The 20602-nt window shown below is 37.9% G+C and carries 18 protein-coding genes; 6 read left to right on the top strand and 12 right to left on the bottom strand.

The annotated features are described in order from the left end of the window. From IEW45_RS13230 to IEW45_RS13220, 3 genes are read right to left on the bottom strand one after another with little or no spacing between them, the layout of a single operon-like run. On the bottom strand, nt 1–414 hold the full coding sequence (locus IEW45_RS13230) for a hypothetical protein (RefSeq protein WP_188621742.1): 414 nt from the start codon (nt 412–414) through the stop codon (nt 1–3). A 29-nt stretch (nt 415–443) separates the two neighbouring features. Next, nucleotides 444–947 (bottom strand): endonuclease V, encoded by a 504-nt coding sequence (locus tag IEW45_RS13225; RefSeq protein ID WP_188621741.1) that lies wholly within the window; start codon nt 945–947, stop codon nt 444–446. Continuing rightward, entirely contained in the window at nt 944–1429 is a 486-nt protein-coding gene (locus IEW45_RS13220; RefSeq protein WP_188621740.1) for a hypothetical protein, read from the bottom strand. Before IEW45_RS13220 ends, IEW45_RS13225 begins: the two co-directional genes overlap by 4 nt. A 102-nt stretch (nt 1430–1531) precedes the next feature. Here IEW45_RS13220 and IEW45_RS13215 point away from each other — a divergent pair, with 102 nt between their 5' ends. Together IEW45_RS13215 and IEW45_RS13210 are read left to right on the top strand one after the other, a co-directional pair. Further along, entirely contained in the window at nt 1532–2824 is a 1293-nt protein-coding gene (locus IEW45_RS13215) for an aminopeptidase P family protein (protein ID WP_188621739.1), read from the top strand. A 335-nt stretch (nt 2825–3159) separates the two neighbouring features. Further along, nucleotides 3160–3645, top strand: coding sequence for a DUF305 domain-containing protein (locus IEW45_RS13210; protein WP_188621738.1), 486 nt, complete (start codon nt 3160–3162; stop codon nt 3643–3645). A 10-nt stretch (nt 3646–3655) separates the two neighbouring features. Here the strand turns inward: IEW45_RS13210 and IEW45_RS13205 are convergent, their stop codons facing one another. Next, nucleotides 3656–4018 carry a winged helix-turn-helix transcriptional regulator gene (locus IEW45_RS13205; protein WP_188621737.1) on the bottom strand — a complete coding sequence of 121 codons (363 nt, stop codon included), beginning with the start codon at nt 4016–4018 and terminating at the stop codon, nt 3656–3658. Between the two features lie 123 nt (nt 4019–4141). Here IEW45_RS13205 and IEW45_RS13200 point away from each other — a divergent pair, with 123 nt between their 5' ends. The 3 genes from IEW45_RS13200 (at nt 4142) to IEW45_RS13190 (ending at nt 6151) form a co-directional block, all read left to right on the top strand. After that, nucleotides 4142–4933, top strand: coding sequence for an SDR family oxidoreductase (locus tag IEW45_RS13200; RefSeq protein WP_188621736.1), 792 nt, complete (start codon nt 4142–4144; stop codon nt 4931–4933). Nucleotides 4934–4951: 18 nt separating this feature from the next. Then, nucleotides 4952–5272, top strand: a complete 321-nt coding sequence (locus tag IEW45_RS13195) for a nuclear transport factor 2 family protein (RefSeq protein WP_188621735.1) — start codon at nt 4952–4954, stop codon at nt 5270–5272. Nucleotides 5273–5371: 99 nt separating this feature from the next. Next, on the top strand, nt 5372–6151 hold the full coding sequence (locus tag IEW45_RS13190; RefSeq protein ID WP_188621734.1) for an alpha/beta fold hydrolase: 780 nt from the start codon (nt 5372–5374) through the stop codon (nt 6149–6151). A gap of 40 nt (nt 6152–6191) precedes the next feature. On the opposite strand, the gene IEW45_RS13185 is transcribed toward IEW45_RS13190, so the two are convergent. From IEW45_RS13185 to IEW45_RS13155, 7 genes are all read right to left on the bottom strand, one after another. Next, nucleotides 6192–6560 (bottom strand): hypothetical protein, encoded by a 369-nt coding sequence (locus IEW45_RS13185; RefSeq protein WP_188621733.1) that lies wholly within the window; start codon nt 6558–6560, stop codon nt 6192–6194. Between the two features lie 68 nt (nt 6561–6628). Next, nucleotides 6629–9400: a PD-(D/E)XK nuclease family protein gene (locus IEW45_RS13180; protein WP_188621732.1), complete on the bottom strand. Its 2772-nt coding sequence runs from the start codon at nt 9398–9400 to the stop codon at nt 6629–6631. A gap of 44 nt (nt 9401–9444) precedes the next feature. Next, a complete protein-coding gene (locus IEW45_RS13175; protein WP_188621731.1) occupies nt 9445–9714 on the bottom strand; it encodes a hypothetical protein in 270 nt (89 codons plus the stop codon). Nucleotides 9715–9832: 118 nt separating this feature from the next. Next, a complete protein-coding gene (locus IEW45_RS13170; protein ID WP_188621730.1) occupies nt 9833–11233 on the bottom strand; it encodes an OmpA family protein in 1401 nt (466 codons plus the stop codon). A 112-nt stretch (nt 11234–11345) separates the two neighbouring features. Beyond that, a complete protein-coding gene (kbl, locus tag IEW45_RS13165) occupies nt 11346–12539 on the bottom strand; it encodes a glycine C-acetyltransferase (RefSeq protein WP_188621729.1) in 1194 nt (397 codons plus the stop codon). A gap of 161 nt (nt 12540–12700) precedes the next feature. Continuing rightward, on the bottom strand, nt 12701–13069 hold the full coding sequence (locus IEW45_RS13160; protein WP_188621728.1) for a four helix bundle protein: 369 nt from the start codon (nt 13067–13069) through the stop codon (nt 12701–12703). Nucleotides 13070–13161: 92 nt separating this feature from the next. After that, nucleotides 13162–16317, bottom strand: a complete 3156-nt coding sequence (locus IEW45_RS13155; protein ID WP_188621727.1) for a UvrD-helicase domain-containing protein — start codon at nt 16315–16317, stop codon at nt 13162–13164. 121 nt (nt 16318–16438) lie between these two features. On the opposite strand from IEW45_RS13155, the gene IEW45_RS13150 reads away from it, so the two are divergent. Beyond that, the gene (locus IEW45_RS13150; RefSeq protein WP_188621726.1) at nt 16439–17047 is read left to right on the top strand and encodes a superoxide dismutase; all 609 of its coding nucleotides are present in this window, start codon (nt 16439–16441) and stop codon (nt 17045–17047) included. A gap of 1592 nt (nt 17048–18639) precedes the next feature. Here the strand turns inward: IEW45_RS13150 and IEW45_RS13145 are convergent. After that, entirely contained in the window at nt 18640–20538 is a 1899-nt protein-coding gene (locus IEW45_RS13145) for an amidophosphoribosyltransferase (RefSeq protein WP_188621725.1), read from the bottom strand. Nucleotides 20539–20602 lie beyond the last annotated feature (64 nt).

Raw genomic sequence — 20602 nt, 5'->3', positions numbered from 1 at the left:
TTATAGCCCCGCAATAACTCTGTACATGTTTTTATCAGTAATACTAAAGGTATAGTAGCCCGCTTTAAAGCAAGCATCACCATCACTATCGGTAGCTACTGTTAAAGTATTTCCTGTTTCCGGGGAAATCCGGTCATAATCAAAATTAAGTTGTAAGGTATTGCCCTCAAGGCTATACGTTCCGCAGTAGTAGTTAACAAATACCCCGAAAACATTATTTCGGTAGATAAACGTTCCGTTTTTGCGCAATACAAGGTAATCATCTCCAAATTTACCCGTATGTTTTGCAGTAATGGTATGTTTAGAAAATCTGTTGAAGAAATCATCATTACGAGCCTGTCTGTCCTCTTTGGGCATCAAAGCACAACTCTGCACAAGTACCACTAAACAAAGTAATAGAGTTTTCTTAGACATAATCAGCAATTTAGCATGTAGCTAATATACTATATTTCTTTTGTTAGTGTATCTAATTTTTTAAGTAAAGTAGGCATACGGTATTTGCCATACATTTGTTTAATATACTCCGCTGCGGTATCAACATCTATTCCTACAGCGGTCACATATAAAGGGTTCTTACTCTCTCCTCGTAAAACTTCTCTTTTTCTTTCTTCTACCGTTTGGAAGTTAGTTTTACCAACACCAATTACGGGAATTTTCTCCTCCAAATAATTATACAAATGTCCGCCCAAACCATATTTACCCTCATCATCCAGTATAGCATAACCGTCAACTACTATATATTTAATGTTCGTTAAGTCTATTTTTTCCAGTAAGGCGGTTATACACGGCAGTTCTTTTTTATAAAACTCTCCGGGTATGTATTCATTTGCGTTATCACGTATTTCGGTAAATACTTGTTTGGGCTCTGCTGCATCCCATTTATCAAAAAGCAAGCAAACTGTTTTTGCCTTTTCGTTATAGTAGTAGGTATCAAATGCAAGTATCATAAATCTGCTATTCGTTTTTTAATTTCTTCCAGCTTTTTTTGCCATTTAAAAATTTTATTCATCAAAATTATAGCCACAATATTAACTCCAACTATAGCTGTATTCTCCCCTCCTGCTAAGGAGAAATCGAAATTAAAGAAATCTATATCCATAACAAACTGGACATCGTTTGTAATATCCAACAAAGTATACACCCCTATACCTGCTGCATAAGAATACGAATATCCACCTATAGCTATACTGAATATTTGCAGGAACTGACTTATAACAGATAATCGTAAGCCCTTATCATAATTCCCCTTTAAAAGGAGATATCCGCAATAAAAAGAGAATGCACAAATTCCCAGAATTATAAAGACTACTATAATAGAGCCTATGGATAAATTATTCAGAATATGATAAAGAAGGATTGGTAAACTTAACCCTGCCCCAATAACTTGATAACCGCCTAAAAAATTGAATCTTTTTACCAAATCTTTCATGGTACACTTAATATATTTAGTTTTAAAAAAATCCTTTCGGCGAAAATACCATAAGTTCATAATATTCTCACTAATTTTGAGGGACAATAAAAAAACAACATCATGAAATACCATCAAATAGACCGCAACCTGTTCATTAAAAACCGTAAAAAATTTATGGATGCAATGAAACCGAAAAGCGTGGCGGTATTTAATTCTAACGATATTTATCCAATTGGTGCCGACAGTACCATGCCTTTTCAGCAAAATCGTGATCTTTTTTACCTGACCGGTGCTGACCAGGAAGAAAGCATACTATTACTATGCCCTGACGCTCCTTATGAGCACCTGCGTGAAATACTTTTCCTTAAAGAAACCAACGACCATATTGCCGTTTGGGAAGGTGAAAAACTAACTAAAGAACGCGCGCTTGAAGTATCAGGCATAAAAAATGTACACTGGCTACAGGATTTCGAAAAGGTACTTGCCGAAATTATGACGTATTGCGATACTATGTACATCAATACAAATGAGCATTACCGCGCCAATGTGGAAACCGAAACCCGTGAAGCACGCTTTGTAAAATGGTGGAAAGAAAAATACCCTGCACATCAGGTAGCGAAAAGTAACCCAATACTGCAACGCCTTCGTTCTGTAAAAGAAAGCGAAGAGCTGGACTTAATACAAAAAGCCTGTGATATTACCGAGAAAGGTTTCCGCAGAATATTAAACTTTGTGAAACCGGGTGTTATGGAGTATGAAATTGAAGCAGAATTTATGCACGAATTTCTACGTAACCGCTCTAAAGGGTTTGCCTATACGCCAATTGTAGCATCGGGTAACAACGCGAATGTATTACACTATATAGAAAACAACCAGCAATGTAATGACGGCGACCTTATTTTATTTGACGTAGGTGCAGAGTATGCGAACTATTCCAGTGATATGAGCCGTAGTATACCCGTATCAGGTAAGTTTACCGACAGACAAAAAGAGGTATACAACGCTGTACTTCGTGTTAAAAACGAAGCTACAAAAATGCTTGTTCCGGGTACACTTTGGAAGCAGTACCACGTAGAGGTAGGTAAATTAATGACATCGGAACTATTAGGTCTTGGTTTACTTGACAAGGCTGATGTACAAAACGAAAACCCTGACTGGCCTGCCTATAAAAAGTACTTTATGCACGGTACATCGCACCACATGGGGCTTGATACGCATGATTACGGATTACTGCACGAACCAATGCAAGCCAATATGGTATTTACCGTAGAGCCCGGTATTTACATCCCTGCCGAAGGTTTCGGAATCCGTTTGGAAGATGATGTAGTAATACAGGAAAGCGGTGAGCCATTCAACCTGATGCGCAACATACCGATTGAAGCTGACGAGATTGAAGCGTTGATGAATCAATAATTCAGTCGTAAAGTTTATAAAGTTAAAAAGTCGAAAGTTGTAACACTGCTTATATTCCCCTCCTCTGGAGGGGTGTCCGAAGGACGGGGTGGTTAAAAAACAACCTAAAAATTTCCAGATTACCACACTACACTTGTAATGACAAAATTCTCTCAAATAGCTAGGTCATTGCGAGGAAGCATGACGAAGCAATCTATAGTTAAAAAATGCTTGCCCACTGGGTAGGCATTTTTTATTTCTTAATATTATTACAAAAAACAAACCCTTATTTGTAAAGGCATACCGAAAAAAGTAATTTTAGGTAAACACCTTATACTTAACCTAAAAATTTTACAATGGAAACAAATAACAAACACAATTCAAAAACCGGTGCATACATAAAGTTTTTCCTGATGATGGCAGTATCATTTGTGTTAATGTATGCTGTTATGTTTTTAAACGTTTTCCAAACCGACCATATTTACCTGAGCACCACCCGAACGTATATGACTTTCCTTATGATATGCCCCATGGCAATATCCATGATGCTTTTTATGTGGAAAATGTATCCTAACAAAAAAGTAAATTACGGTATTATGGGCGGAGCGGCATTTATATTTATACTATGCCTTTTCGGGTTACGCCAACAAATACCTGTAGAAGACGAACAGTGGATGAAAGCCATGATTCCGCACCACTCCTCTGCTATACTTACCAGTACAAGAGCCAACATAAGCGACCCGGAAGCCCGACAATTGGCTACCGATATTATAGAAACCCAAAAAGAAGAAATAGCCCAAATGAAAGCGATGCTTAAGCGCATGGAAGAAGAGCAAGAGTAACCTGTACCTGTTAAGGAGAGGTTGTCTGTTTTACTATAACTGCACGGAGCCTTTCTTCATTTTCATCGCCCCATTTACCAAGCATACTAATAATTGGCAGTAATGTTTCCCCGAATTCTGTTAAGTTATATTCAACTTTAGGGGGAACTTGTGCATAGATAGTTTTTGAAACCAGTTCATGTGCCTCAAGTTCTTTCAACTGAATATTTAAAACTCTTCTGGAAGCCTCAGGAATTTTCCGTTGTAATTCACTGGGGCGTTTATACCCTTCATTAATAAACCATAAAAGCCTTATTTTCCATTTCCCATAAAGCACTTCGGCTATAAGGTCAAGCCCGCAATTAAGGTTTAAAGGAATCTTTCTTTCATACATACAACAAAGTTAACTTAATATAACATCAGTTACAATAGGGATAAATTTATCCCTATGCAATTCGATTTTCCGTACTTGTATAAAACGCTTATAGTACCCAATTTTGTACTAAAAATAAGCAATATGGAACAACAATTTAGTTTTAATAACGAACTCTCAGGTAAAATCGCTTTAGTAACAGGAGGCACAAAAGGCACAGGAAAAGCTATTGCTGAAAGGTTGCTTAACGCAGGGGCAACCGTAATAGCAACAGCAAGGAACATACCCGAAGAAAATAGTAATATACATTTTATAGCGGCTGACCTTACCACACCAAAGGGAACAAAAACACTGGTAAATGAGGTAAGAGAAAAATTTAAAACTGTCGATATTATTGTTAATAATCTTGGCGGATCGGAAACTCCGGGCGGAGGGTATGAAGCTCTAACAGAGGAAGACTGGGTAAAAACAATTGAATTAAACTTATTAGCGCCAGTACGGCTTGACAGAGAATTACTGCCCGATATGATAAAAAGAAAATCCGGGGTAATTATTCATATCGCTTCCATACAAGGTAAATTACCGTTATATGATTCTACTTTACCTTATGCCGCAGCCAAAGCCGGGCTAATCAATTATAGTAAAGCACTTTCTAATGAAGTATCACCTAAAGGAATACGTGTTTTAACGGTTTCACCGGGCTGGATTATGACAGATAGTTCCACGCAGATGGTGGAAAGAATTGCTAAAAGTTCCGGAAGCGGTACCGAAAAAGCAAAAGAAAGCATTATGAATGCATTAGGAGGAATACCAATGGGAAGACCGGCAGAACCTAAGGAAATTGCTGAATTAGTAGGCTTTTTGGTATCGCCAAGAGCAGCCTACCTAACAGGAACGGAATATATTATAGATGGCGGAACTATACCTACTATTTAATTATAAAAATTTTCAAAAATGAAATTACCAGATATCATATCACATTTATTACATGCACAAAAAAACTTCGACAGCGAGGCTTATGCTAACTGTTTTTCAACAAATGCAATAGTACAAGATGAAGGAAAAACCTATAAAGGCAGGGAAGAAATCAGACAATGGAATGAAGAAACTAATAATAAGTACAACATGCATATCAAGGTTCTTGATCTATATAATGATGCTGATAACATGACTTTATCAGTTGCTGTTTCAGGGACTTTTCCCGGAAGCCCCATAGAATTGAAATATCATTTCGAAATAGAAGATGGATATATTGTTCATTTAAAAATAAATTAAAGGCACTAATCCTGTTTTAAAACAAAATATAAATTATTTAATCTAACCCCTTTGCCCCTGTTAGGAAGATGATGTAATTTTGCAGCAAAACTTTACGACTTGCTTTTAAGCTACAAAAACATCAGCATTAATTATACCGATACGGGCAAAGGCACAGCCATAGTGCTGCTACACGGTTTTTTGGAAAACCAAACCATGTGGAACAGCTTCCTGCCCGAACTCACTAAAAAATACCGTGTTATTACCATAGACCAGCTTGGTCATGGTGAAACAGGCTGCCTCGGCTACATACACACTATGGAAGATATGGCTGATGCTGTACACGCCGTGCTGCAGGAGTTACGCATTCGTAAAGTAATATTAGTAGGGCATTCTATGGGTGGTTATGTATCGCTTGCGTTTGCAGAGCTGTACCCCGACATGGTAAAAGGCATTGTGTTACAAAACTCCACTTCCCGACCGGATAACGACGAGAAGAAAAAGAACCGCGAGCGCGCCATAAAAACTCTGAAAAAAGAACACACCAATTACGTTCGGCTTTCTATAAGCAACCTGTTTAGCGAAGAAAACAGAGATAAGTTTAAAGAAGAAATAGAAGCCTTACGTACCGAAGCCCTAAAAACCCCTGTACAGGGTATTATTGCCGCACTGGAGGGCATGAAAGTCCGTAAAGACCGTGAAGTAATATTGCACTTTGCACCCTACCCTATTTTACTGGTTTTAGGTAGAAAAGATTTAAGCTTGGTATACGAAAACCATGCCGACCAGGTAGAGGGTACCAATGTAAAACTGGTTACTTACCCCGACGGGCACATGAGCCATATTGAAGACCGCGACGACTACCTACAGCAGTTATTGGAGTTTATTAAGCAGTGTTAGGATGGCACACTACAAGAGTAATAATCTGATATAAATGTAATTACATTATTGTTTCAGGGTCGGCTACTTTAGGTTTTTTTTGATTGTTTAAATTATCAAGCGTTTCTTTTTTGCAACATTTAATATAATCAGTATCGCATACTTTAAGCTCTTTATCTCTAATTGACTTTGCTTCATCTTTTACTTTTTGGTATTCTTTTTTGGTAATAGAATCAGCTTTAAATCTATCAGATGCTTTAACTATTATTTCTCCATAAGTTGTAAATATAGCTTCACTACATTTCATATACTCAACCTTACATTCAGGGCAACTTTCTTGCTCTGCTAAAAAACCTTTTTTATTTTGTTTATCTGCACATGACAGAAAAAAAGTGATAAAGAAAAAGAATAAGAATAGTATTTTTTTCATTTTTTTGGATGGTTTTAATTTTTTAGCTCTATCAAAATAGTCTTTTTATTTTATCGTTTTTCAGAAAACTAAACAACCTCCTCAAAAGGCACTTCGGTATTTAGTATTTCGTTAATTAGCGTGACCAATTGTGTTTTGTATTCCTCTAAAAGTTCGGGGGTAACAATATCGTGAGCGGGTGTACCTCTGCCGTCACCCTCCTTAAAACTGAAATTCATAAACCCGCTTTTCATGTTTTTAAAAGATATAATTCCCGCTTCAATTCCCAGTCCGTTAGCGTGCTGTTCATACATAAATACATACGTTAGTAACTGAATTATCTTATCGTTTTTAATTTCGGCGGTAAGCCCCTCCCAGCTTTTTAAAACAAGGTTATACTTATCTACTTTACCCGTTTTGTAGTCTATAATCCTGATTTTCCCGTTGCGCTGCTCTATACGGTCTATATTCCCTGATATTTTCACGGCATACGGCAACTGGTCGTCTTGCAGCCAACGTTCGTAGTTTCTTTCTAAGGCAAGTACCTTTACGGCATCACCATCTTCAAGGTTTTGCTTTTCCTGCTTTAAAAGGTTTTGCACGTTGCGTTTTGCCACCTCAAATGCTAGTAGGTTACGCCCTTTACGTATTTCCCCTTCCTTGTAGACCTGTTTAAACTGATTCATTACCTCATCATCAGCCTTTGCCTGCATGGTCGCTACATCTTCAACCGAAAGGAACTTATCTATATATGGGGTGTACAGTTCCTCTAAAGCACCGTGAATAATAGTTCCCAGCGTGTTTAGCGCGATGCTTTCCTCCACCTCATCTACTTCACGGATGCGTAATACTCTCTGGAAATAGAACTGCATCGGGTTACGAATGTACCCCGTTAACGCCGATGGCGAAAACCCCTTATTAGTAGCTATTTCTTTTAAACGCTCCGCCACTTTCTCCGATTTTGGTACTACCATAGGGCTGTATGCTTTTTCGGGCAGGTAGGCATTATATACCATTGTTTTCAGGTTGTGGGCAGGTTGCTTTTCAATTTCAAGCTGGGTAAGGAAACGGCTGCGCTCTCCGGCATCAAGCCCCTCACTTTCGGTATTATAAAGCAGGTACACATTTTTAGCCCGCATCAGCAGGTGATAAAAGTGGTAACTGTAAATAGCATCTTTCTCTTTATACGTCGGCAGGTTGTTTTCCTTTTTTACATCATACGGAATAAACGAATTTTGTGTTTTCCCTGCTGGGAATTTCCCTTCGTTCATTGATGTTATGATCACATTCTCAAAATCCAGCACACGGCTTTCCAACACTCCCATTACCTGTAAGCCCGAAAGCGGTTCCCCTTCAAATGATACTTCGGCTAAGTCTATTACCTGTTTGTACACCGACTGCAATACGGCAAGGTTTTGCATTTGCGGATGCTCTTCGTAATAATTAATCAGTTTGTTGATTACTTTAAAAATGGAGTATAAAAAGGCTTTGGTAATTTTATCTTCTTCTTCATCGTTGCTCATAAACGATTTTAGTTGTACCAATATACGGGAAAGGCGTTGCAGTACCTCGCCTGTATTCTCGTCCCAACGCTCGAACAATAAGTTAAAAAACGGCGTAGGGTTTTTATTTATCTCCAACAGTTTGGCATGCGACAGAAACGTAATATTATTCCTGTTGATGACCTCTACCAGTTTATCGGCTTTGGCATACGGTTCTACTAACGGGTGCGTAAGTATATCCAACACCTCCCTATAATATAACGTATAGCTTTTTTCGCTGCGGTTTAGGGCGTTGGTGTGCATTTTGAATAACTTCTGCACCAATATTTGGGCAGGGTTGTTTCGGCTGCTGTACCCCATAGTAATATTGAGGCTGCCCACACTTTTCGGTAAGCTGTAAAGCATGGGTATCAAAAGGTTTTCTTCTCCCAGTACCAAAGCCGTTTTATCTAAACTTTGCCCCGATTGCTGTATTTGCTCTATAATTTGCCCGGCTATTTTTGCCTGACCTACTGTTTTGGGCGTACCTATAATATTTATGTTTTTTGCCTCGCTAAAACTGTGGCTAATCCACTCAAACGGCTGCGAGGTATACTTTCCCCAACTTTCCTTAAAACGGCGGATAAAGAGCCCTGCATCATGGTAAGGGTCATTTAAAAAAGTATAGTCGATATCCCAATATACTTTTGCCTGACCGCTGGAAGTAAGGTGCTGAATTATTCGCTCCTCGGCAGCATTAAGGGCATTAAAGCCTGCAAATATGAGTTGCTTCCCTTCAAAAGCGTTGGAAAAGTGAGTGATGTTATCTACCGCTTCCCTATAAATAAGCCCCTGGTAGCCTACTCCTTTTTCCTGTAAATGCTTGTATAGCGTATGATAATAGGTAGGCAACAACTCCCAAAACTCAAGATAATTTTTAATCATCTCTGTATGGCTGTCTACATCTACCGACCAGTGCTTTATATCTTCAATATCTTTCAGGTACGAAAGTATATGATTGGGCGATAGCAGGTACCTATCTATTTCATTGAAATCCTGCAACAGGGTTTTTGCCCAGTTAGCGAAGTTTTCAAAAGGTTGTTGTTTGTCTTTCGGGGTAAGGCTTATGTATATGTTGTAGAACTCAAAGAGTAGCTCTATAGCATCTACGCTGCGTATGCCGGCTACGTCTTGTATAAAATCTTCTATACTGATTATTTCAGGAGCGAATATCGTCCCGCTGATTTGCCTTTTCAGCGCTTCTAACAAGAATATTTTTGCCCGTTTGTTGGGCAGTATCACCGTTACCCCTGCGAGGGAATTACCATAATCGGTTGTGAGTTGTATAGCGAGCTTATCTAAAAAGGTTTCGTTTGGCATAATGTAAAAATAATAAAACCCTTGTCAACCCTTATATAATCAACTCACTTTTTAGAACCTCTGGAAGCTAAAAAACCCCAACCTCCTGAACCTAATAAGAATCCGAAAGCATACCATGCTCCATTGTTATTAGGGGCGAAAACAGCTACATCATCATATATCAACATACCTACCAAACCTATAGGAGATATAATACCATGCAATAATCCACTCCAAAACCCGTATTGTTCTTCAGTAGGGAAGTCGCAGGAGGTGTGGCGGGCACATGAAACAAGCAGAAACAGCATTACTAAAATTAGGATAGTTTTTTTCATAATAATTTAGTTTTATAGTTGATTTAAAGCAAGATACTACTACACAAGTTTACATTTTTTTTTATAAAAAAAGCCTCCGCATTGCGGAGGCTTTTCTAAATATATTTAAAAGTATTAATTACTCTTTAATAAGCTTAACTTCAACTCTTCTGTTTTGTGCTTTACCAGCAGCAGTTTTGTTAGAAGCGATTGGCTTAGTTTCACCGAAACCAGTAGACATTAATCTGTCTTTAGAGATTCCGTTTTCTACTAAGAAGTTAAGTACAGCAGCAGCTCTGTTTTCAGAAAGCTCCTGGTTAAGTTGGTTACTACCATCGCTATCTGTGTGACCTTCGATAGAGAATCTAGCCTGAGGGTACTCTTTAAGGATATCTCTCATGTTCTCTAGTACAGGAACAGTACCATCTTTAAAGCTTGATTTACCACTGTTGAACAGGATAGTTCTTGCATAGTCGTTAAGTTGCTTCATAACCTCTTCAGTTACTTCAGGGCAACCACGGTTAGACTTAGTACCTTTTACTTCCGGGCAAAGATCATCTTTGTCAAGAACACCGTCACCGTCAGTATCTGGCCATGGGCAACCGTTGTTAGCTTTAGGACCAGCTTGGTTAGGGCACTCATCTTCACTGTCTTTTATACCGTCACCATCGCTGTCAGGACATCCCATCATATTTGCAAGACCTGCAACATCCGGACACATATCATCTTTATCAGCAATACCGTCACCGTCTCTATCAGGACAACCGTTTAATTCAGCTAAACCAGCTTCGTTAGGACAGTCATCTTCGCTATCTTGGATACCATCTGAATCACTGTCAGGACATCCTTGGAATTTCTCAAGACCCGGTGTTTCAGGACATAAATCATCCTTGTCATATATACCGTCACCATCAGTATCTTTACCTCCAAATTTGAAAGTAAGACCTGCAAAGTGTTGTATGTGTCTTGGTACGTTTGCTTCTGCCTGGTCTTCGAAAGTGTGCTTGTAAGTAGATTGTACTGAAAGTGCCATTTGCTCAGTTAACCAGAAGTTAAAACCAAGACCACCGTTTACAGTACCGTTACCTTTCTCGTCAATCCAAGTGTAACCACCACCTATATGTAAGTATGGGTCGAACCATGAAGTACCTATAGCATTCATAAAGCTATATTTAATGATAGCATCTGCACCGTAGTAAGTAAGGTCTCCCGGATCAGTTACCATATACTCGTCATCAGTTCCCATTACACGAGTAGTTACTTTATCAATTTTGTTTACAGACCCTGTAAGCCCGAAAGAAAAATTATCTCCTATATTTCTAGATACATTAAGGTAAGATACAGAAGGAATTATATTCCATTGCTCATCCATTTTAAAGAAGTCGCCAAATTGACCTCCGAAATCAGATGCAGCGCCAAAACGTGTACTTACTGCATTGGCACCGAAGGAAACGGCCCAAGGGTTGTTTTCGTCCTGCGCATGGGCATTAAGACCCAATGCCATAAGGGCAGCAACGAACAGTTTGTTAAGATGTTTCATACTTTTTTATTTTAATTACAAATAGGTTATATCAAGAGCAAATTTACTCTGTTAAAAGCTAATGGCAAAACGATTTATTAAAAATTATCTTACTTATGCCCATAAAATCCCGTTAAATAATAGTTAATGCTTTCCCAACTTCTGTAAAAGAAGCTATTGCCTTGTCTAAATGCTCTTTAGTATGGGCTGCAGAAAGTTGTACTCTTATACGTGCTTTATCTTTAGGTACAACAGGGAAAAAGAACCCTATTACATAAATACCTTTTTCTAATAATTTATCTGCCATTTCCTGAGATAATTTAGCATCATACAGCATTACCGGTACAATAGCCGAATCACCATCTATAATATCAAAACCGGCTTCTTTCATACCTTTTTTAAAGTAGTTGGTATTCCATTCCAGTTTATCTCTTAATGAGGTATCTTTTTCTAAAAGCTCAAACACTTTTATAGATGCACCTACTATAGCAGGAGCCAGCGAGTTAGAGAACAGGTACGGTCTTGAACGTTGTCTTAACATTTCAATAATTTCTTTTTTACCTGTTGTATAACCACCCATTGCACCACCAAGGGCTTTACCAAGTGTTCCTGTAATAATATCTACTCTGCCCATTACATTTTTAGCTTCCAGTGTTCCTTTACCGGTTGCACCTATAAAACCTGCTGCGTGGCATTCATCTACCATTACAAGCGCATCATATTTATCGGCAAGGTCACATATTTTATCCAGCGGCGCTAAAAGCCCGTCCATAGAGAAAACCCCATCGGTTACAATAATTTTAAACCTTCTGTTTTCCTCATTGGCTTTTATAAGCTGCTGCTCCAAATCCTCCATGTTGTTATTTTCATAACGGTAACGTGCCGCTTTACAAAGGCGAACACCATCAATTATAGAGGCATGGTTAAGGCTATCTGATATAATAGCATCTTCGGCACTTAATAATGGTTCAAAAACTCCACCGTTAGCATCAAAAGCGGCTGCATATAATATAGTGTCTTCTGTTCCGTAGAAATCAGCTACTTTTTGCTCTAATTCTTTATGAATATCCTGCGTACCGCAAATAAAACGTACTGATGACATACCGAAGCCATGAGTATCCATAGTATCTTTAGCTGCCTGAATTACCTCAGGGTGCGATGATAAACCTAAGTAGTTGTTAGCACAAAAGTTTAATACTTTACTCCCGTCAGTCAGGGTTATTTCAGCATCTTGTGGCGATGCTATAATACGCTCCTTTTTAAACAGTCCGTTTTCTTTTATGGATTCCAGCTCTTCAGCAAGGTAATCTTTAATCTTTCCGTACATAGTATAGTTTGTTTGTTGTTGTTTTATCTAGTTTTCAGTTTTCAGTCGCGGTACTCAGTGTTCAGTCGCAGTGTTCAGTCTCAGTTTTCAGTTACTACCTCAATAATTAAGTCTCGGTTTTCAGTGTTCAGTTGCTGTAATTCTCTTTAAAAATCTTTAAATTAAATTTTACACCCAAATTTCTCGGGGTTGTTTATCATAAAGTTGATGATTTTTCCAACTTCATTATTTTTTTGTATCAAACTTATATATTGTTCTTCTGTTATATAGTTACATTTTAGGGCAAATTCCAGCCAAACGTTTGTTTCTGAATTTTCAGCATCGCAATCTGTTAGCTTACTAATAAAATGGTTAACATATCTTCTTTTTCTGTAAGCCTCAGCAAAGTTAGCACATACACTTCGTGAAGAACGTCTTATCTGGTCAGTAAGAGAGTATTTTTCTTCAGTAGGGAACGATTTAGAAAGATGAAATACTTCCATCGATATTTCAAACGCTTTTTTATACCCTGTTAACTGCCTAAAATCCATATATAGTTAATTAAACTGATAACTGTGTGCCTCCTGCTACTGCCAACTGTGACTGCCAACTGCAACTGTGAACTGTGACTTCACCATAACTTTTACACCGGCAAATTTACCACATTTATTTCCTCTCCAATGTATACTAACACTTTTTTAGCTACTTGTAAACCCATTTCGGTTAATGCCAGTTGATAATTTTGTAATTGGTTTTCATATTTCTTTAGGTGCACTCCGGTTTTATAGTCCAGCAGGTAGGCTTTAGTACCTTTTACCACTACCCTGTCGGGTTTAATGGTTTGCATACCGGGTGCAATTATACTTTGCTCATTAAATATAGTTGTGGCTTCGACGAAAAATACTGCCAGTTCGGGGTGGGTTACCACTTTAAACAACATGGCACTCACTTCCTCTTTCTGGCTTTGGGTTATTAACCCTGATTCTATAGCCTTTATTACTGCCAACGGAATATCATCAGTTGTTTTTACAAACGATAGTATTTCGTGAATAATGTTACCAAACTCGATGGCTTCCAGTTGGGTACTGCCCCACATTAAGGCTTCGCGCTGTGCAATTTTTACCGCTCGCGGGTTAAACCGTTCCTGTACTACTTGTATGGTGGGTTGTTGTGCACTGCCCTCATCAGGTTCTGAAAGGCGTTGTGCCTCGCCAAACTCATATACATTTTTACCTTCATCATAAAGGCCTTTAAACTCTAAATACCGTATAAAGAAAGACGACATATTATTAGTTAACGCTCCGCGTGAAGTTACGTTCCTGCCCGTAATAATATACAGTTGTTCTTCGGCACGGGTAAGGGCTACATATAGTATATTAATGTTGTCCAGCAGTTCTTCCTGTTCTTTTATACCGTACAGTTCCGCGCCGCGTTCGCCGTATTCGGCTACACCTTTATTACTATCTATTAAGGCTTTTTGCACTTCAATGGTTTCATCTTCCAGTTCCAGCCACATTTTACTTTGTGGTGAACGGGAGTAATCTTCCTCGGCAAATGGGAAAATTACCACAGGGAATTCCAACCCTTTAGATTTATGTATGGTAAGAATACGCACGGCATCGTTCCCTTCGGGTGAGGGTATGCTGAATTTAGAACCGTTGTTGTCCCAATACTCCAAAAAATCAGATATACCTGATTGTAACCTGATATCGCGTTCCAGTACCAAATCTAAAAAGTACTGCACATAACTCTGGTTACTTTTATCTTTTATAAAAGCATCTATTATACTTTCAACCGCTTCATAAAGCGATTTCTTTCTGCAATCTTTAAACGATATGTGTATGCCATAGCCCGAAAGCCATTTTTCAAGTTCCTGCTCGTTGGGTTGTTCCATACCTTCGGCAATAAAAGCATGTTTGCCTGTACCCATTTGTTGGGTGTCGGCTACAAAGTACAGGAACTGCGCTTTTGCTTCTTTGTTCTCGTTACTTTTTAAATAGCGCAGCAGGTTGATTATCAGCTTTACCTCAGCAGCATTTTCTATCAATAAGGTTTCTGATGATAGTATTGGCACCCCCTTTTCGGTAAGGTAGTTTGCCAGCAGTACTCCCGGTCGGCGTTTACGGGTAAGCAAGGCTATATCCCTGTACTGAAAGCCTTTTGCTTTTAACGCCTGTATGGTTTGCAGCGTAGCCTCCAAATACAGTTCGTCTTTCTCGCTAATATCACCCGATTTTACTTCTTTACCTTCCAATTCAGGGATAAAAGAGATGTTTACATAACCGCCTTCTTTATTTACATAGCCCTGTTCGCTGTTTCGGTACAGGCTTTCGTAATCTTCATTATCAAACTCGGTAGAAAGGAAACTAAACAGCTCATTATTAAACTGAATTACATTGTTGTAACTCCTGTAGTTCATGCCGAGATTAATAACTTCTTTATCAGGGTTAGAAAAGGGGTTGAAAGCCTCCTTACTTAAATCGATAAACTGCTCGGCTTTACCCCCACGCCAACGGTAAATGGATTGTTTAGGGTCGCCCACTAACATAAGTGAGCCTTTTACACCCTCTAAATCCTGTCCTGCCAAGGCGTTATCTATAAGCGGAATAAGGTTTTGCCATTGCATTTGGCTGGTATCCTGAAACTCATCTATAAAAAAGTGTTTGTACCGCTCGCCCAGTCTTTCGTATATAAAAGGGGCGGGCTGGTTTTGAATTTCTTTATGGATGATGGCATTAAACTCGGATATGGATAGTACGTTTTGCTCCTCCTGTATGCGGTTTAATTCCTGACTTATAGAGTTAAGCAATGATAGCGGTGTAATATTTTTAAGGAAGGCTTCGTAAAAATTCTTTTTCTCGTAGTTTTTATACACCTTTTGCAAGGTTGCCAGTAATTGTGGCGTAAGGCTTTCTATAGCGGCAGTATCTTTCGCGCCTTTTTTTATTTTTATATCGTCGGGTTCGTAGTACTTTTTATGGGTAGGTTTTAGCTCGCCTGCTATAATGTAACCTATATGCTTTGGGAAATCCTGACGGGAGAACGATGCAGGGTCTATACCCTCCTGCTCCAGCATAGTAGTAAGCTGATGCCCCAGTGTTTTACTTTCCTCTTCCAGTTTATTTACCGCTTGGTTGAGCTTATCTTTTATAATTAAAAATTCGCCTATGGTTTTTTCATGAAACTGTTCCAGTTCGCTACGGTTATTTTCGTTTACCAGTAGTTTACCTGTCTCAAAAAGCTCATAGGTTACATCCCAACTTTTATCATTATCCGTTTTATCTAACGAAAATTCAACCAGCAGGTTGGTTAACTCTTCATTATCGCCTGCTTTGGCTATAATAGCATCTACCGCTTCTTTTAAAAGATTCTCGGTTTCCAGCGAAACATCAAAGGAAACGGACAGGTTTAAATCGTGCGCAAAGGCACGTATTACCTTATGGGTAAAACGGTCTATTGTAGAAATATCAAACGAGGCATAATTATGAATAATATGCTTTATTATGGCTTTTGATTTTTCCTGAATGGTTGCCAGTGATAAACCTGTTTCACGCGAAATGGCTTTCATCAAGCCTTCATTCCGCTCGGCAGGGTTCTCTTTTGCAAAATCGGACAGGTTTGCTATAATACGCCCTTTCATTTCCTCTACGGCTTTGTTGGTAAAGGTTATAGCCAGTATCTTCCTGTAGGTGTCATTTGCCGGGCTTTGCAGTAGTATTTTTAAATACTCTTTTACCAGCATAAAGGTCTTACCGGAACCTGCTGAGGCATTATAAACGGAAAATGCAGACTTACTCAAATTGAAGGTTTATTTTTAATATTAGTAAGAGAAATTATAACAAAATCTTATCCTTTTTTACAAGTTAAATCTCTAAATTTGGATTAAAATTAATATTAATCTTTTAAAAACACCTAATATTATGGCTTTTGAATTACCAAAACTTCCTTACGCCTATGATGCCCTTGAGCCTCATATAGATGCACGTACTATGGAAATACACCATACTAAACACCACAACGGATATACTACTAAACTTAATGATGCTGTTGAAGGTACTGATCTTGAAGGAAAGACTATTGAAAACATACTTATAAACCTTGACCCTTCTAACAGTGCTGTTAGAAATAACGGTGGTGGTTTTTACAATCATAACTTATTTTGGCAGGTAATGTCGCCAAACGGCGGCGGTAAACCAACAGGTGACCTTGAAGCTGCTATTGATAAAGCTTTCGGTTCTTTTGAAGAATTTAAAGCTACGTTTGCTAAAGCTGCCGCTACACAATTCGGCTCGGGCTGGGCGTGGCTTTGTGTACACAAAGGTGGTGAACTTGAAGTATGCTCTACTCCTAACCAGGATAACCCCTTAATGCCGGAAATTGGTTGCGGTGGTACACCAATACTTGGTCTTGATGTATGGGAACATGCTTACTACTTAAACTACCAAAACAAAAGACCTGATTACATTGAAGCATTTTTTAATGTAATTAACTGGGAAGAAGTAGCAAGAAGATATGCTAACGAGAAGTAATAAACCTTATACTTATAAATAAAAAGGGAGCCTTATAAGGCTCCCTTTTTTATGCAGATATATAAACATTTATTTTTTAAATAAAAGCGGAAACAAATGTCTCCGCTTTCTCCCCCAATAAAATACCGTAAAAAATAAATTTTACCAATACTATTACTTGCAAAAGTAGATTAAAAGTATTTAACTTACAAATATTTATTTATTTTAGTAATGAATTTTCTGTCAGAAAATAGACCAATAAAAAAGCGAAACTCATATTAAATGGTTTCGCTTTTTTATTATCCCCCTTATAAATACCGTAAAAATTAATTTACTAGTGCTATTTATTCAGGACAAATATAGATGCTGATAATACTGTACACAACTCTTTTAGATGAACTACACAAATACACGTTAAAGCACGTAAAAAGTACAGTTAAACAGGCGTTTACTATAGAGAAGTTGTACTTTTGAATTGGTAAACTCTTTTGAAGAAATATAAAACAGTAAACAACAAAAAAGCGGAGCTCATTTTACATGGCTCCGCTTTTTTATTATCCCCCTTATAAATACCGTAAAAATTAATTTACTAGTGCTATTTATTCAAGACAAATATAGATGCTGATAATGCTGTACACAATTTTTTTAGACTAACAGCTTGTAAAAATCGTTAAAGTACACAAATCCTATAGACTATTAACCATAATAAAGGGATGACTGGTATTTACCGTCCGTTTAGTAGTTATATAATCAGGCTAACAATAAAAAAGCGGAACGCATTTAGCATGGTTCCGCTTTTTATTATCCCCCTTATAAATACCGTAAAAATTAATTTACTAGTGCTATTTATTCAGGACAAATATAGATGCTGATAATACTGCACACAATTCTTTTAGATGAACTACACAAATACACGTTAAAGTACTTGCCAAGTATAGACGAATGACGGTTAACTGTCGATAAGATGTGTTTTACTGTAGACGAACGGTTATAAAAACTTATAATTTACTGTAAAATATAATAACAATAAAAAAGGACAAAATTTGTTTCACCAAATTATGCCCTTTTTATTTTCAAAAATAATGTAAAAATTTAACTCACTACTTATTATTATAGCTTGCCTCTATACTTAAACCAATTTAAAAATATAACTCTGATTAAGGCGCTACAATTATTTTAGATAAGTTGTTTATAAAAAACGATAAAACGTGAATTTACTATAAAGATAAGTATTGAAGACGCCTTAAATAAAAAAAAGCGGAAACTCTGTTCCCGCTTTTATTATCCCTAAAATATCGTAAAAAATTAATTTTACTTGCTATTCACAGTAAATATAATTATGCATTATTTATATGTAATATTTAATCGATAAATAAACTGATAAAACCGTTAAAATGCGCAGAAATCGGAAGTTTTAATATATAAAGGATATAACGGAACAGAACCGCCTAAAAATGAAGAAAGCGAAAACCGGATAGTTTTCGCTTTCTTGCCCCCAAAAAATACCGTAAAATTACTTTTACTAATGCTATTTGAAGCAAATGTATAGCAACATATATTACTCTACAAACGCTATAGACAAAAAGCACAAAATAATCGGTGAAATACACAAATTAGTATGCTCTTGCATCATTACCCTCGTAAAAGTTTATAAATGAACGATTTACAACCCTATTACCGCCCGGTGTGGGGTAATTACCGGTAAAGTACCAGTCACCAAGGTTTTTAGGGCACGCTTTATGTAAATTACTAACACTCTGGAATATAACTTTAACCTCAGCATTAATCTCTTCCGTTTTTAATAATTGCGATATTTTATCCGAAATCTCCTCATCGGTAAACGGCGCATATATTTCTTTTACATAGTTAACCACATCATTATCCGCAAGGTTCTCCTGCGCTTTAGACTTTTGATAAACCTCTTCAATAACATTTTCCATTCCGCGCTCTTTAAGTAACGCTAAAGCTGCTTGGAATGCCACTAAACCTTCCAGCTTAGCCATATCTATACCGTAACAGTCAGGGTAACGTATTTGTGGTGCCGATGACACTACTACTATACGTTTTGGTCCTAACCTGTCCATCATTTTAATAATACTCTTTTTAAGCGTTGTTCCGCGCACGATACTGTCGTCTATAATAACAAGGTTGTCCTCCGTCTTAATAACGCCATAGGTAACGTCATACACGTGTGCAACAAGGTCGTCACGGCTACTGTCCTCCGTAATAAACGTACGCAGCTTTGCATCTTTAATAGCAATTTTATCCGTACGTATTTTAACCGAAAGTAACTCTTTTAAAGATTCTTCAGTTAATGTATGCCTGTTTTCCAGTATGGCATTGTTCTTCCTTTCATTAAGGAAATCCTGTGCTGCCTCTACCATTCCGTAAAACGATGTTTCAGCAGTATTCGGTATATAGGAGAATACACTGTTATCGGTATCCTTATCAATAGCATCAAGCACCTGCGGCCATACCAGTTTACCTAAGTTTTTACGCTCCTGGTATATTTCGGCATCACTACCGCGAGAAAAGTAAATACGCTCAAAAGAACATGCTTTTTTACCTGTAGACGGGATAATTTCGTTAACTGAAACATCTCCGCTGCGTTTTACAATAATAGCATTACCCGGTTCAAGCTCTTTTACTTCTTCAAAAGGTACATTAAATGCTGTTTGTATTACAGGGCGCTCTGAAGCTACTACTACAATTTCATCATCTTTATAATAGTATGCAGGGCGTATTCCCGCAGGATCTCTAAACACAAAGCTGTCACCATGACCAAAAAGTCCTGCCATAGCATAACCGCCATCCCAGTTTTTAGACGCTCGTTTTAATATACGGGCTACATTAAGCCTGTCCGATATAATTCTTGAAGCCTCTTGCTTGGTATAGCCTTCGTTTTTACTGTCCTTATACAGTTCAGCCACCTCATCATCTAAAAAGTGACCTATTTTCTCCATTACCGTTACCGTATCGGCAAGTTCTTTAGGGTGCTGCCCTAACTCTACCAAACTGTCAAAAAGCTCCTTAACATTCGTCATGTTAAAGTTACCCGCCACAATAAGGTTACGGTGCATCCAGTTATTTTGTCTTAAAAAAGGGTGAACGCTCTCTATACTGTTTTTACCAAATGTACCATAACGTACATGACCCAAATATACCTCACCTACATAAGGCACCTGGCTTTTCATCAGGTTCATATCATCATTATACTCAGGGTGTGCCTTAATCTCCTCGCTTATCCTGCCGTTTATTTGGGTAAAAATATCCTGAATGGGCTGCTGCTGATTAGAGCGTATACGGCTTATGTAGCGTTGCCCGGGCTCAACATCCATTTTAATGCTGGCAAAACCGGCACCATCCTGCCCACGGTTGTGTTGCTTTTCCATAAGCAGGTACATTTTTTGTATACCGTAAAAAGCTGAACCGTATTTTTCTTGATAATACTCTAATGGCTTTAAAAGCCTAAGCATTGCGATACCGCATTCGTGTTTAATAGCGTCGCTCATAAAAATTCCTCCTGTATTCGTTTGTTGTGTTGTTGTTTATGTATTAAAAAAAGCCCCACAATGA

Source organism: Flavobacterium suaedae (genome assembly GCF_014642915.1).
Lineage (GTDB): Bacteria > Bacteroidota > Bacteroidia > Flavobacteriales > Flavobacteriaceae > Flavobacterium > Flavobacterium suaedae.
The sequence above is the reverse complement of the archived record's forward strand: the minus strand, read 5'-3'. Positions and strand labels throughout refer to the sequence as shown.